The organism is Agathobaculum sp. LCP25S3_E8 (genome assembly GCF_052117165.1).
GTDB lineage: Bacteria > Bacillota > Clostridia > Oscillospirales > Butyricicoccaceae > Agathobaculum.
The window spans coordinates 16,294-30,583 of record NZ_JBQKJR010000006.1 but is presented as its reverse complement, the minus strand read 5'-3'; the positions used below and the strand labels follow the sequence as shown (position 1 = coordinate 30,583).

Below are 14,290 nucleotides of genomic sequence, written 5' to 3'. Positions count from 1 at the left end.
GCATATGGCTGGCATACAATAAAAGAAAAAAGATAAGGGGCGAGCAAATGAATATCGCGGATCGGAACGAAATCGAAAAGGGACTGGATGACCCGGAGGCGATGCGCGCGGCATCGCAGCGCGCTCTGCGCCTGACAATGGAATTGAACGGCAGATATTTTGAACCGGCAGAGGTTCGCCGCCGTTTTTTTGAACTGATTTGTCAGCCGGAGGAGGAAACCTTCTGTCTGTTCCCGCCGTTTCATACGGATTACGGAAAGAATATTCGCGTGGGGAAAAATGTATTTATCAATACCGGCTGTCATTTTCAGGATCAGGGCGGCATCGAAATCGGCGATGGAACGCTCATTGGTCATAACGTCGTTTTGGCGACGCTCAACCACGATGAGGACCCGGATTTGCGGCATATCCTGCATCCTGCTCCGATCATGATTGGCAGAAATGTTTGGATTGGCGCAAATGTGACCGTCGTGGCAGGTGTGACGATAGGAGACGGCGCCATTATTGCGGCGGGCGCGGTGGTGACCAAGGATGTGCCGCCGGATACCATGGTTGGCGGCGTACCGGCAAAGGTAATCCGCAAGGTCCGCCGGCAGGCATAAAAATATCCCATTGGATGGATTGGCCCCCGGACTATTGTGCATTCGTGTTCTCTTTGGTAAAATAGATACCACACCGTCGGCTGAGCCGCAGGGATGGATTGACAGAAGGGAAGAGAAAACATGCAGCTATCGCATCTGGATGATAAGGGCAATGCGCATATGGTTGACGTTGGAAACAAGCCAATCACAGCCCGCATGGCGGTGGCGCAGGCGGAAATCGCCATGCAGCCGGAGACGCTTGCCATGATATGCAATGGGAAAATACCCAAAGGCGATGTTTTTTCTTGTGCGCGTATTGCAGGCATTATGGCGGCAAAACGGACGTTTGAATTAATTCCTATGTGTCACCCGCTGCCGATAGACGCGGTAACAATCGAGTTTGAGACTCAGGCACCGGCGCGTGTGCTGGTGAAAGCGACGCTGCGATGCGATTGGAAAACCGGGATTGAGATGGAGGCATTGACAGCCGCAAGCGTGGCCGCATTGGCGGTTTATGATATGTGCAAGGCAGTTGACCGCGGCATGGTGATACAGAACATCTGCCTGCTGGAAAAAGCGGGCGGTAAGTCCGGGCATTTTGTCAGAGAAGCGGAAAAAACAGAATAGGCGTGTGGCATGCCGCAGTTTCGAATTGCAGCAAAAAAGCCGGATCGTACTGGGATACGATCCGGCTGTTTTTTTGTGTTTCGGATAAGAATGTGCAATATTTTAAACGATTATTGCAGATGCTTGATATAGTCGCTCGGGTTATGTCCGAACTCACGCTTGAAAGCCTTGAGGAAGTTGGAATAATCGTTAAAGCCACAGCGCATACAGGCGTCGGTGACAGGCACGCCGGTACGTAGCATATTGCGTGCGACGGTCAGACGTTTTTTCATAATGAATTGATAGAGCGTCAGGCCGGTATACTGCTTGAACTGATTGCTCAGATAATATTTGCTGATGTAAAAGGTGTTCGCGAGGTGGTCGAGCGACAGGTTTTCGGTCAGATTATCGTTGATATATTCCACAATCTGATTGATTTTTTCGTTTTCTGTAATGTCATGCCGGATGGAGTCCGGCGTGTCAAAATACGCGCGGTTGAGATAGACCAGAAATTCCAGCAAGCAGGCATACAGCAAGGTCCGGCTGCCGAAATGCTGCTCGGCCTTGATTTGCGCCATATAGGCGCCATGCTGCTTGAGACGGGCGAGCAAATGGCTGTCCGGTCGGATAAGCTGGTATTTCTTGCGGGCGGTGTCGTTAAAGCAGGCGGAAAGGTCATCGCCCCAATCTTGAAAGCGCGTGAAGAAGTCATCCTCCATCCAGATGACATAACGTTCATATGGTTTGCCGGGAGTGATGACCGGACGGTGAATGTCGCGGCTGCTGGTCAGCAGAATATCACCCGGACGCAGCTGATAGGTACGGCCTTCAATGATGTAATTGACGTTTCCGGACAGGAAAAAGAAGATTTCATAGAACGGATGCTCGTGAAATTCCACATTCGGCGGAATGTGGTCAAGGTAGTGATGGAATTCAAAATCTTTTTCTTCCATGAACTGCCGCAGTGTAAATTCTTCTTTGTGTACATTCAATAAAATCAACCTCGCAATATTGTGTACAATTATATTATAAAGCAATTTTCACTATATTTCAAGCATGAAACACCAAGATAAAACGCAATATTTACTGTAAACTAAAACCAGAAACAACGAAACGCAAAAAATGGAATCCATTTCCAAGCACGTTACCCATCCGAATCAGCAAAGGAGAAAGGAACATGAAAACTTTTATTGGAGACGACTTTTTGCTGAACAGCGAGGCGGCACGTATTCTCTATCACGAGCATGCAGAGAAAATGCCGATCTTCGACTATCACTGCCATCTCAACCCACAGGAGATTTACGAGGATGTCCGTTTTGACGATTTGGCTCATGCATGGCTGGGCGGCGACCATTATAAGTGGCGCGTCATGCGTGCCAACGCGGTTCCGGAGCGCTGCATCACCGGCGACGCGCCCGGTCGTGAAAAGTTTGACCGTTATGCGGAGGTGATGCCCCGCCTGATCGGCAATCCGATTTATCACTGGTCGCATTTGGAGCTTATCCGGTTTTTCGGAATTGACGATTTGCTCGACCCGACCACGGCGGACGCCATTTGGGAGAAGGCTAACGCCAAGCTGCAAAGCCCGGCCGGTTCCTCTCGTTCGCTGATTATGGAGAGCAATGTGCGTGCGCTCTGCACCACGGATGACCCGATTGATGATTTGCAGTGGCACAAAAAGCTGGCTGCGGATACGGGCTTTTCGGTCAAGGTGCTGCCGACCTTCCGACCGGAAAAGGCGCTCAACATCGTCGACCCCGGCTATCCGGTGTATTTGCAGAAGCTGGGCGCGGCGGCTAACATCCTGATCCGCACGATTGACGATGTCAAGCAGGCGCTGGCGCAGCGTGTGGAATACTTCGCTCAGGCCGGCTGCCGGCTGTCCGACCACTCCTTCGGTTCGCCGGACTTTACGGTTTGGGACGAAAGTGCGGCGGAGGAGGCCATGCGCAAGGCGCTGGCAGGCGAGTCGCTGCTGGACTATGAGGTTGCGGCCTATCAGTCGCTGATGATGGACTTCCTCGGCGAGCAGTACGCGGACCGTGGCTGGGCGATGCAGCTGCACATGGGCGCGATTCGCAACCTGAATACCAAGTTGTACCGTGCGCTTGGCGCGGATGTCGGCGGCGACGCCATCGGCGACCCGATTGCTGCGGCTTCTCTGGCAGCGCTGCTGGACCGTCTGGCGGTGCGGGACAAGCTGCCCAAGACCGTGCTGTATACGCTCAACGCGGCGGATAACGACAAGCTGATTGCTGCGGCGGGCTGCTTCCAGGACGCAACAGCAGCCGGAAAGATTCAGTTCGGCTCGGCATGGTGGTTTAACGACCATTATGACGGCATGATTGCCCAGATGAAGAGTCTGGCCAACATCGGTGTGCTCAGCCGCTTTATCGGTATGCTGACCGACTCCCGTTCGTTCCTGTCCTATCCCCGTCACGAATATTTTCGCCGTATTCTGTGCAATCTGGTGGGCAGTTGGGTTGCAGACGGTATGGCGCCCGCCGATTATAACCTGCTCGGCGGCATGATTGAGGATATTTGCTTCCGCAATGTGGAAACGTTCCTTGGTTTAAATCAGTAATTTATTTGAGGAGGATTATATATGAAATTATCGTTCCGTTGGTATGGAGAATCCGACCCGGTTACGCTGGAGTACATCCGGCAGATTCCGGGTATGCGCTCGATTGTCTCGGCGGTATATGACGTAAAACCCGGCGAGGTGTGGCCGGAGGAAAGCCTTGCCAAGATGAAGGCCCAGTGCGAGGAAAACGGCCTGATTTTTGATGTGGTGGAATCGATTCCGGTATCCGAGGATATCAAGCTCGGCACGGACAAGCGCGACGCACATATCGATGTATACTGCGAGAACATCCGCCGCTGCGCGAAGTACGGCGTCAAGTGCGTGACCTATAACTTTATGCCGGTCTTTGACTGGACGCGCACCCAGCTGGACAAAAAGGCGCCGGACGGATCGACCAGCCTTGTTATGTACTGGGAACAGATGAAGGGCCTCGACCCGCTGACGGACGACATCAACCTGCCGGGCTGGGATGCCAGCTACACGCAGGATCAGGTGCGCGACCTGATTCGTGCGTATGGCGAACTGGGCGAGGAAGGCCTGTGGAAGAATATTGAGATTTTCCTCAAGAAGGTTATTCCGGTTGCCGAAGAGTGCGGCGTTGTGATGGCCCTGCATCCGGACGATCCCCCGTACCCGATCTTCGGCCTGCCGCGCGTTATCACCTGCGAAAAGAACCTCGATCGTTACCTGTCTATTGTCGATTCGCCGGCCAATACGCTGTGCCTGTGCACCGGCTCGCTGGGCTGCGCGAAGTTTAACGATATCCCCAAGATGGTGCGCAAGTATTCTTCCATGAACCGCATCGGCTTCATGCACATGCGCAACGTTAAGATCATGGAGGATGGCTCGTTCGAGGAGCGCGCGCACCTGTCCAACTGCGGCAGTCTGGATATGTATGAGATTGTCAAGGCATTGGTGGAGACCGGGTTTGACGGCTATGTCCGTCCCGACCACGGCCGCATGATCTGGGGTGAGACCGGCAAGCCGGGCTACGGTCTGTATGACCGCGCGCTGGGCGCAACTTACCTCAACGGCCTGTTCGAGGCCTGTGAAAAGGCGCTGTCCAAGTAAGCGGACAGCGGAGAGAACGTGAAAGTGTAAAAGAGAATGGACAGGAGGAACGTCTGCACGATGAAAACCTTCAAAAAAGTGCTGGCGCTCGCGCTGGCAACGGTGATGTCAGCGGCGGTACTGACCGGCTGCGGTCAGGGCTCGGATGGTAGAACGATCATCCGAATCGGGCATAACCAGTCGACCAATCACCCCACCCATATTGCACTGGTAGCATTTGAAGAATTTATTGAAAGCAAGCTCGGCGACAAGTATGACGTTGAAGTGTTCCCGAGCGAACTGCTCGGTTCGCAGAACGAGATGGTGCAGTTGACACAGACCGGCGCAATCAACTTCTGCGTAGCATCCAACTCGCTGCTTGAAACCTTCAGCACGAATTACACCTTGTTTAATCTGCCGTATCTGTTTGCCAGCGCGGAGGCGTATCACGCTTCAATGGACGATGAGGCGATCACCGGCCCGATTTTCGAGTCCACCAAGGAGGCGGGCTTTGAAGCGGTTACATGGCTGGATGCCGGTACCCGAAACTTCTATACGGTTGACACGCCGATTGAGACGCCTGCCGACCTCAAGGGCCTCAAGATTCGCGTGCAGCAGTCGCCGACCAACGTGCAGATGATGAGCCTGCTGGGCGGATCGGCCACGCCGATGGGCTTCGGCGACGTATATACCGCGCTGCAGAGTAAGATTATCGACGGTGCGGAAAACAATGAGCTGGCCCTGACCGATAACGGGCATGGCGACGTGTGCAAATATTACTCTTACGACATGCACCAGATGATCCCTGACATCTTAATCGGTAATATCGCCTTCCTCGATGGTCTGAGTGAGGAGGAGCGCGCCATCTTTGAAGAGGGCTTCCAGCTGGTCAATCAGGTGCAGCGGACGGAATGGACGGACGCAGTCGCGGCAGCGAAGGACCGTGCGGCGAATGAGCAAGGCGTGCAGTTCCTGTACCCCGATACCAAGCCGTTCCAGGAGGCTTGCGCACCGATGCACGAGGACATGCTCGCGCAGTATCCGGATCTTGCGCCGATTTACGACGCGATTCAGGCATACAACGAGCAGTATCCGTCGACCGAATCCTGAGGAGGTGCGTAACAAATGAAAACACTCAGAAACGTTCTGACTAAGCTGCTCAATGTACTGGCCGGTGTGAGCTTTATCGCCATGGTTGTGTTGACCTGCTGGCAGGTATTCACCCGTTACGTTCTGAAAAACCCGTCCTCCTGGTCGGAGGAACTGGTTTCCTACCTGTTTGCCTGGGCAAGCCTGCTGGGTGCGTCGCTGGTCACCGGTGAGCGCGGCCATATGAACATTCCGATTCTGGTAGAGAAGATGAAGCCTGGGATGCAGAAGGCACTGGGCATTTTCGGTGAGCTGATTGCCTTCGCATTCTCTCTGATTATTCTGGTGTACGGCGGCGTACAGATTTCGCAGCTTGCGATGGGTCAGATGACCTCTTCCTTGGGCGTTGCGGTCGGCGTATTCTATGTTGTCATGCCGCTGTGTGGTGTGCTGAACATGATTTATACCGTCTTGAATATTGCGGATATCTGCAAAGGTACCGGTTTGGACGCAAAGAAGGAGGGGGCGTAACATATGGCAATGCAGTCTTTGCTGATTATTATCGGCGTGCTGGCCGTTTTACTGGTCATTGGTGTGCCGATCTCGTATTCCATTGGCATTTCCTCGCTGATTGCGATTTTGCAGACGGTTTCGCTGGATGTCTCGGTGGTAACTGGCGCGCAGCGCATCTTTGTGGGCATGAGCAAGTTCAGCCTGACCGCCATCCCGTTCTTTATCCTTGCGGGCAACCTGATGAATCAGGGCGGTATCGCCAAGCGGTTGGTGGATTTCGTTATGGCGATTCTGGGCAAGCTGCCCGGTGCGCTGCTGGTGACCAACATCGGCGCAAACGCGCTGTTTGGTGCGATTTCCGGTTCGGCTTCCGCAGCGGCCGCAGCGGTCGGCAGCATGGTGGAAAAGGGCGAAGAGGAGCAGGGCTATGACAAGGCGCTCTGTGCGGCAACCAACGGCGCGTCCGCCCCGTCCGGCCTGCTGATTCCGCCTTCGAATGCACTGATTACCTACTCGCTCGCAGCGGGCGGTACTTCGGTTGCGGCGCTGTTCATGGCCGGTTATATTCCCGGCATCATCTGGGCGCTGTGCTGTATGGCAGTGGCGATTATCATTGCCAAGAAAAAGGGCTACAAGGGCATGCCCGGTAAATTCGATTGGAAAAACCTCGGTGTATGCACCTTAAAGGCGATTCCGTCCCTGTCCCTGATTGTGGTTGTCATCGGCGGCATCATCGGCGGCATCTTCACCGCCACCGAAGGCTCGGCCATCGCGGTGGTTTACGCGCTGATTCTGGGCATCTGCTATCGGAATATTACGCTTAAGTCCTTCTGGAATATCATAGTGGAAAGTGCCAAGATGAGCGGCATGGTCGTGTTCCTGATTGGCGTGTCCAACATCCTCGGCTGGGTGATGGCATTTACGCAGATTCCGCAGGCGATTTCCGAGGCGTTGCTCGGTCTGACGCAGAGCCCCATCATCATCTTGCTGATTATGAACGTCATCCTGCTGATTGCGGGTACGTTTATGGACGTTACCCCCGCGATTCTCATTTTCACGCCCCTGTTCCTGCCGGTTGTTAAGACGTTCGGCATGGACCCCGTGCAGTTCGGACTGATTCTGGTGTACAACCTGTGCATCGGCAACATTACCCCGCCGGTCGGCAATACGCTGTTTGTGGCCATTAAGGTTGGGCGAACAAGCCTGTCCAGGGTGATGCCGTATATGCTCTGGTATTATGTGGCGATTTTGATCGGTCTGCTGCTGGTCACTTATGTTCCGGTGGTCAGCCTTGGATTGCCGATGGCGGCTGGACTGATCTAAGACAAAAAAGAAACAATTGGTATGCTGCGGCTATTCTGCGCTACGGACAGGATAGCCGCGGGTACCGTTGCAAAACCCTTTGATAGTTGCGAAAGGAATGGTAGTATGAAACTCTGTCTGGAAGCGTTGCAGGACAAGGAAGGCTGGCAGGCGGTCGGCGTCAAGCTGCCGCAGTTTGACGTGCAGAAGATGCGTGCGCAGACCGCGGAAACTCCGGTTTGGGTACATTTCGGCGCGGGCAACATTTTCCGCGGCTTTGTGGCGATGCTGCAGCAGGAGCTGCTCAACAAGGGGGAGGCAACCTGCGGCATCATTGCAGGCGACACCTTTGACTACGATATCATCAAGAAGATTTACAAGCCGCATGATGAGCTGACCATGATGGTCGGCCTCAAGCCGGACGGATCGACCGAGCGCGAAATCGTGGCCTCTATCGCGGACAGCGTTTGCGCGGACAGCACGGACGCAGCCGAGATGGAAAAGCTGCGTAAGATTTTCGTGAATCCGTCTTTGCAGCTGGTCAGCTTCACGATCACCGAAAAGGGTTACGCGCTGCGCAACATTCAAGGTGAGCTGATGCCGGTGGTGGTTGAGGACATGAAGGCCGGCCCGTCGGGCGCGCGTCACGCGATGAGCATGGTTGCAGCACTCATGTACGAGCGCTATAAGGCAGGTGCGTACCCGATTGCACTGGCCAGCATGGACAACTGCTCGCACAACGGCGAAAAGCTGCGCGGCAGTGTGCTCGAAGTTGTCGAGGCATGGCATAAAAACGGTCTGGTCGACGACGGCTTTGTCGCTTACATGCAGGACGAGAAGCGCGTTGCGTTCCCGTGGAGCATGATCGACAAAATTACCCCGCGGCCGGCCAAGGAAGTGGAAAATGCTCTGCTGGCCGACGGCATCGAGGACATGGAGCCGATCGTCACCAGCCGCAACACCTTTATCGCGCCGTTTGTGAATGCGGAAATTCCGCAGTATCTGGTGGTCGAGGATAACTTCCCGAACGGCCGTCCGGCGCTGGAGAAAGCGGGCGTCTACATGACCGACCGCGACACGGTCAACAAGACCGAGCGCATGAAGGTCACGACCTGCTTGAATCCGCTGCACACTGCGCTTGCGGTCTACGGCTGCCTGCTAGGCTACACCAGCATCGCCGCCGAAATGCAGGACACCGAGCTGAAGGGCCTCATTGAGCACATCGGCTATGACGAGGGCATGCCGGTGGTCACCGACCCGGGCATCATCAAGCCCGCGGACTTCATCGCTGAGGTCGTCGGCCAGCGCTTCCCGAACCCGTTCATTCCGGACACCCCGCAGCGTATCGCCACCGATACCTCCCAGAAGATTCCGATTCGCTTCGGTGAAACGATCAAGAGCTATATCGCATCCGACAAGCTGGATGTCAAGAGCCTGACATTTATTCCGCTGGCGATTGCGGGCTGGCTGCGCTATCTGCTCGGCGTAGACGACAAGGGCGAGACAATGGAGGTTTCCTCCGACCCGATGCTCGAAACCTTGCAGCAGCAGCTGTCCGGCATCGAGCTGGGCAAGCCCGAGAGCGTGGGCGATAAGCTGCGTCCGATTCTGTCCAATGAGGCGGTCTTTGCTGCCGATCTGGTGGCAAACGGCCTTGCAGACAAGATTGAAACCATGTTCGGCAAGCTGATTGCCGGCCCGGGCGCGGTACGCGCCACCCTGCAGGAATACCTGCACGGTTAAATATTAACCTTGTTTTTTGAATGCCTAAAATCTCCCAAAATGCGTCGCAGAACATGCTCTGCGACGCATTTTTTCAGTATTTGGAAGTTGTACGGTTAGGTGAAGACAACTTTTGCCGAATTGTTAAATTTTTGTAAAGTACACAAAACAGACACAAAGCGCTGTCAGGAATGCACAACGTTAAATAGATGTTAGGGGCGAAGCGGCTGTGCAAACGGCATGTTTTCGGAAATGCACGGCAAAAAGTTGCACAAGAATCGAGTTGCATCTCTCTTTTGTTTCAGTTATTATAAATAAATCATTTAGACTGGAGGACATCCCTCCAGAGAAAAACGAAGGAAAAGGAGAGAGAATTATGAAGCGACGACTCAGCTTATCCAAACGGCTGCTCAGTCTGCTGTTGGCCATTGTGATGGTTGCAGCGCTGCTGCCGTCTGCGCTCGCAGCGCAGGAAGCAAAATTCGTCATCGGGCCGTATCTGCTCGCGCCCAAAACGAACAGCATGGTTGCGGTGTGGGAGACAGACACTGGCGATGCGTCTACCATCCGCTGGGGCACGGACGCCAATGCGCTGGGTGAGGCCATCACCATCGAGCGCGACCCATCCGCACCGGCATACGGCGGCGCACAGACCAACATTTTCCGGTACAAATTTGCCGATTTGGAGCCGGGCGCGCGGTATTATTATGAGGTGACGCTGGCAGGGGGCGCAAGCTGCAAGGGCACCTTCCGCACGCTGGAGGAAAATCCGGAAGAAGTGCGCTATATGTCGATTACAGATACGCACAAGTTCGACACCAAGAGTACGTTTGATAAGGCGGTTGCTGATTACGATCCTGCCTTCATCATCCACGGCGGCGATATGGTGGAAGGCACCGGCACGCAGAAGGAGCAGTATGCGTTCTGGTTCAACAGCGGCGAGTTTATCCACAATTATCCGGTGGTTTACGCTTGCGGCAACCATGACTTCAGCGATTATTTTAACATGTATGTCATCAACACCCAGACCGAGGAATATGGCTCGGTGGTTGAGGGCAACATCTCGTTTGACTACGGTGACATCCATTTCGACCTGATGGACAGTAACCCGTGGGCGCTGTTCCAGATGAACGCCGAAACCTCTGGCGGACAGATGGACGCGGCAACTGCGGACAAAATTGAAAAGTCCGTACAGTGGCTGAAGGATGATCTGGCCAAGAATCAGGATAAAAAGTTCCGCATTCTGGTGATGCATCACCCGATTTCCGACCCGTACACCAAGATGCATATCGCATCGGTGGCGGAAGCGGGTCATGTCGATATGATGCTGGCGGGCCATACGCACAGCTACGCCCGCGCAGTGTCCGATGACCCGACCGTGGGCGCAGGCACAATCTACCTGACCCATCAGGATTCCCGTGCGGTCAGCGCCAAGGGCAGCTACATGACCCATACGATTCAGGGCGATGTGTTGACCACGTCCAACATGGCCGAGGGTCAGGTTGTCGGTACGACCGTGACCGCAGTTGCCAAGCAGCAGCTGTCCTACTCGAATGTGTCTATCCAGTCCGGCCCGGTACCCTGCAACAGCGAAATTGAGATTTCTGCGACCGTGAAAAATGACGGCAAGGGTCTCGCAGCGGCGGTCATCCCGGTGGACGACAACGGCACCATGAAGTACATTTACGGCGAACTGGTCAGCGACAGCGGCGTGTCCACCTCGGGTGAGCCGGTGCGCGTCGAGTCCAACGGCGTCAAGACGATTGATCCCGGCGAATCTGTTGAGCTGCGCGGTACGGTGCAGCTGACCACGATCGGCACACATACCTTAAAGGTCGGCGGCAAGACCCAGACCGTACAGGTTGATTTCCGCCCCGCGACTTTCTCGTATACCAACGTCCGCACCAAGCTGGGCGATGGGGAAATCAGCGATATCAACAGCGATGTGCTGCACATCAAGGCGGATGTGACCAACATCGGCAATGAGGCCGGTACGGCAACCGCAACGCTCTATATCGACGACAAGGCAATTGAGAGCAAGCAGTACAGCATCGAGGCTGGCGGCGTCAAGACCTGTGAGTTCACCTATCAGTTTGAAAAGGCCGGCGATTTCAAGGTGCGCATCGGTGATTCCGCCGTGCAGACCGTGTCCATCGAAGGCTCGATTCAAGGCATGCCGATGGTCAAGGACAAGTCCGGCATGGGCAACAACGGCTATCTGCATGGCGCGCCCACGCTCGGCACGGATGAAAACGGCAAGGGCACAATCATCCTGGACGGCGACAAGGACTACGTGGAGATTCCGGATAACGGCAACTTCACGATTGACGACGGCATCACCGGCATGGTTTGGGCCAAGCTTCCGAACAGCCCGGGCACGGGTATCGACACGCTGACCCCGACCGGCCGCGACCACAACCCGCTCATGACCAAGGGTGTGTCGATTGGCTGGGGCACCAACTATCTGTATCGTATGGCCGTGCGTGCAACCGGTAAGGTCACGGTCGGCATCGGCTTTGACAACGATAACGGTGAGTTCTTCTGGAACGATGATGACGCGGATGATAATGCAGGCATCAAGAAGGGCGAGTGGGTGCAGTACGTCGGCGGCTTTGACCGCACGACCGGCGGCGACTCGTACCAGAATAAGTACCATTCCGGCCATATTGACGCTCCGGCGTTCGATTCCGAGATTAAGAACTGGCCGGGCGCTTCCACCTACATTGGCTTCTCGTACACCGGTGCACTGCTGACCAACCGCGGCCGTGGTATCGATCGCACCATGCTCGCAGGTGAGATTTCGCAGGCTCGCCTGTATCAGAGCAAGCTGACCGAAAGCGAAGTCGCTTCTGTGTATGACAGCCCGACGGCTGCGGGTCCCAAGAGCAGCGATATGGTGCTCTGGCTGGACTTCGATCCGTCCAACATCGTGCAGACCGGCACGCATACCACCGAATGGGTTGCGGTATCCGGTGCGCCCGAATCGCTGGCCTATGACGCTGTTATCGAGGGCGATTCCAAGATTGACGCAACTGTTGAATTCTCGCAGGACGGCAAGACGGTTTCCACTTCCAAGCAGTATGCATTGGAGAACGGTACGGGCACAATTGACCTGACCGGTGCGGGCGAGGGTGCCTACATGCGCATCGTCACCAAGTTCACCTCGGATTTGGGCACGGATGCAAGCTATCTGCCGGTTCTGAATACCTACACGCTCAAGGCGGGCAACGAGACCTCTTGGAACACCTGGGCTGACTGGAAGAAGGGCACCTTTGCTGACGGCGCAGGCCATCAGTCTGCGGATGTATATCGCGCGCTGTCTTCTGATTTTGACGATTACTCGGGCACGGCGGACGAAGGCACACCGGTCATACCGACCGAGCCGAGCGGCGAACTTGGCTGGGATGTTCCGTCTGGCTATTGGGCGGCAGAGACGATTCAGAAGCTGATTGATAATGGCATCATTAAGGGCGACGGCGACGGAAGTGTGCGGCCGGAAGACCGCATCACGCGCGAAGAAGTTGCTTCTCTGCTGGTTAGCGCGTTGGATATCGAGCCGGCAGCAGACGCGACGGTTGACCCTGCCGACAATTCCTCCAAGTGGGCAGCGGGCGTGCTGCAGGCAGCGAAGGAAGCCGGCATCATGCAGGGCGATGAAAACGGCCACATGAACGGTCTGGATAACGCGACGCGCGCAGAAGTGGCAGTCATGATTGCTCGAGCGGCTAAGATTTCGTCGGATGACCTGACCGTACTGGACAAGTTCTCCGATGCCGGTGCGATTCCGGGATGGGCGCAGTCTTCGATTGCGGGTCTGGTTTCGCAGGGCAAGATGAACGGCTATGAGGACAGCACGCTTCGTATGAACAACCTGATTATCCGTGCAGAGGCATTCCAGCTTCTGTCGGGCATTCTGGCAGCATAACCAAACCATGACAGACAGGCAAAGGCCGGGGCAAAATGCCCCGGCCTTGTTGCGTATGCGTTGGTTTTATCCAGCTTCGGTGAGCAGAACGGAGGTCTCTGGCAGCACGCCGCGATAGGCCTCCGGCAGCGCGTCTGTAATAAGGTACTGGACCGCGCGCAGTTCCGCCACAGAGTACATGGCAATCTTGCCGAATTTGGTGCTGTCCGCCATCAGATACCACGAGCGTGTGAGAGAGGGCAGGCTGCGGTAAATATGGGTAGAGACAATTGAGTGCACGGTCAGACCGGCCTGCAGGTCGATGCCGGAAATGCTGGTGAAGGCTTTGGAAACAAAAATGCTGTTGGTAAAGGTGGTGGGGTTTTCCGGGCTGGAAAACAGCGTGTGCGCATCGGTGGAGGTGACCTCGCCGCCGAGCAGATATACCCGTGCGTCGCTGCGCAGCAGGTCGCTGAGTGCGGTGATGTTGTTGGTGACAACCGATAGGTTATGGAAGCGGTCGAGCAGACGGGCCAGATAGCAGCAGGTCTGCCCGGAGCCGAGGAAAATGCTGTCGCCGTCGCGGATTTCCGCACAGGCGCGCACAGCCAGCGCAGCACGGACGCGATCATCCGCGTGGGCGAGTGCGGGCGGCAGGGCGTTTTCTGCAAGCAATGCGCCGCCATAGATGCGCTGGGCAATTCCTTCCTGTTCCAGATGCTCCAAATCCTTGCGGATGGTCACTGTGCTGACACCAAACTGCTTGCTCAGCGCATCGACGGTTACTTTTTTCTGCTGGAATAGCAGCTTGCGGATTTCTTCCAAACGGCTGGTCATATACGCTTCCTCCTTGCTGGTTTGAGTATAAACGAAATAAAATGAAATGTCAATTTTGTAAAACGAAAGCGAAACAAAGCGAAAGTTGAAAGCATAATATTG

General features: G+C 55.2%; 11 protein-coding genes. 9 read left to right on the top strand and 2 right to left on the bottom strand.

All coding sequences use genetic code 11. The features are described from left to right. The first annotated feature begins 47 nt into the window (after nt 1–47). A complete protein-coding gene (locus tag ACTQ34_RS03820; protein ID WP_441362584.1) occupies nt 48–602 on the top strand; it encodes a sugar O-acetyltransferase in 555 nt (184 codons plus the stop codon). A 120-nt stretch (nt 603–722) separates the two neighbouring features. Beyond that, the gene (gene moaC / locus ACTQ34_RS03815) at nt 723–1,208 is read left to right on the top strand and encodes a cyclic pyranopterin monophosphate synthase MoaC (protein ID WP_441362583.1); all 486 of its coding nucleotides are present in this window, start codon (nt 723–725) and stop codon (nt 1,206–1,208) included. Between the two features lie 110 nt (nt 1,209–1,318). On the opposite strand, the gene ACTQ34_RS03810 is transcribed toward moaC, so the two are convergent. Beyond that, nucleotides 1,319–2,179 (bottom strand): AraC family transcriptional regulator, encoded by an 861-nt coding sequence (locus ACTQ34_RS03810; protein WP_441362582.1) that lies wholly within the window; start codon nt 2,177–2,179, stop codon nt 1,319–1,321. A gap of 185 nt (nt 2,180–2,364) precedes the next feature. Between ACTQ34_RS03810 and uxaC the strand changes: the two genes are divergently transcribed. From uxaC to ACTQ34_RS03775, 7 genes are all read left to right on the top strand, one after another. Further along, on the top strand, nt 2,365–3,771 hold the full coding sequence (uxaC, locus tag ACTQ34_RS03805) for a glucuronate isomerase (RefSeq protein ID WP_441362581.1): 1,407 nt from the start codon (nt 2,365–2,367) through the stop codon (nt 3,769–3,771). Between the two features lie 21 nt (nt 3,772–3,792). After that, nucleotides 3,793–4,842, top strand: a complete 1,050-nt coding sequence (gene uxuA, locus ACTQ34_RS03800) for a mannonate dehydratase (RefSeq protein WP_441362580.1) — start codon at nt 3,793–3,795, stop codon at nt 4,840–4,842. 60 nt (nt 4,843–4,902) lie between these two features. Continuing rightward, nucleotides 4,903–5,931 carry a TRAP transporter substrate-binding protein gene (locus tag ACTQ34_RS03795; RefSeq protein WP_441362579.1) on the top strand — a complete coding sequence of 343 codons (1,029 nt, stop codon included), beginning with the start codon at nt 4,903–4,905 and terminating at the stop codon, nt 5,929–5,931. Between the two features lie 15 nt (nt 5,932–5,946). Beyond that, a complete protein-coding gene (locus tag ACTQ34_RS03790; RefSeq protein ID WP_441362578.1) occupies nt 5,947–6,441 on the top strand; it encodes a TRAP transporter small permease in 495 nt (164 codons plus the stop codon). Nucleotides 6,442–6,444: 3 nt separating this feature from the next. Beyond that, nucleotides 6,445–7,746 carry a TRAP transporter large permease gene (locus tag ACTQ34_RS03785; protein WP_441362577.1) on the top strand — a complete coding sequence of 434 codons (1,302 nt, stop codon included), beginning with the start codon at nt 6,445–6,447 and terminating at the stop codon, nt 7,744–7,746. A 105-nt stretch (nt 7,747–7,851) separates the two neighbouring features. Then, complete coding sequence (locus ACTQ34_RS03780; protein WP_441362576.1) at nt 7,852–9,468, top strand: mannitol dehydrogenase family protein; 1,617 nt, start codon at nt 7,852–7,854, stop codon at nt 9,466–9,468. 355 nt (nt 9,469–9,823) lie between these two features. Next, entirely contained in the window at nt 9,824–13,372 is a 3,549-nt protein-coding gene (locus ACTQ34_RS03775) for an S-layer homology domain-containing protein (protein WP_441362575.1), read from the top strand. A gap of 66 nt (nt 13,373–13,438) precedes the next feature. Here ACTQ34_RS03775 and ACTQ34_RS03770 read toward each other — a convergent pair whose 3' ends face one another. Beyond that, nucleotides 13,439–14,188 carry a DeoR/GlpR family DNA-binding transcription regulator gene (locus ACTQ34_RS03770; protein WP_441362574.1) on the bottom strand — a complete coding sequence of 250 codons (750 nt, stop codon included), beginning with the start codon at nt 14,186–14,188 and terminating at the stop codon, nt 13,439–13,441. Between the last annotated feature and the right edge of the window lie 102 nt (nt 14,189–14,290).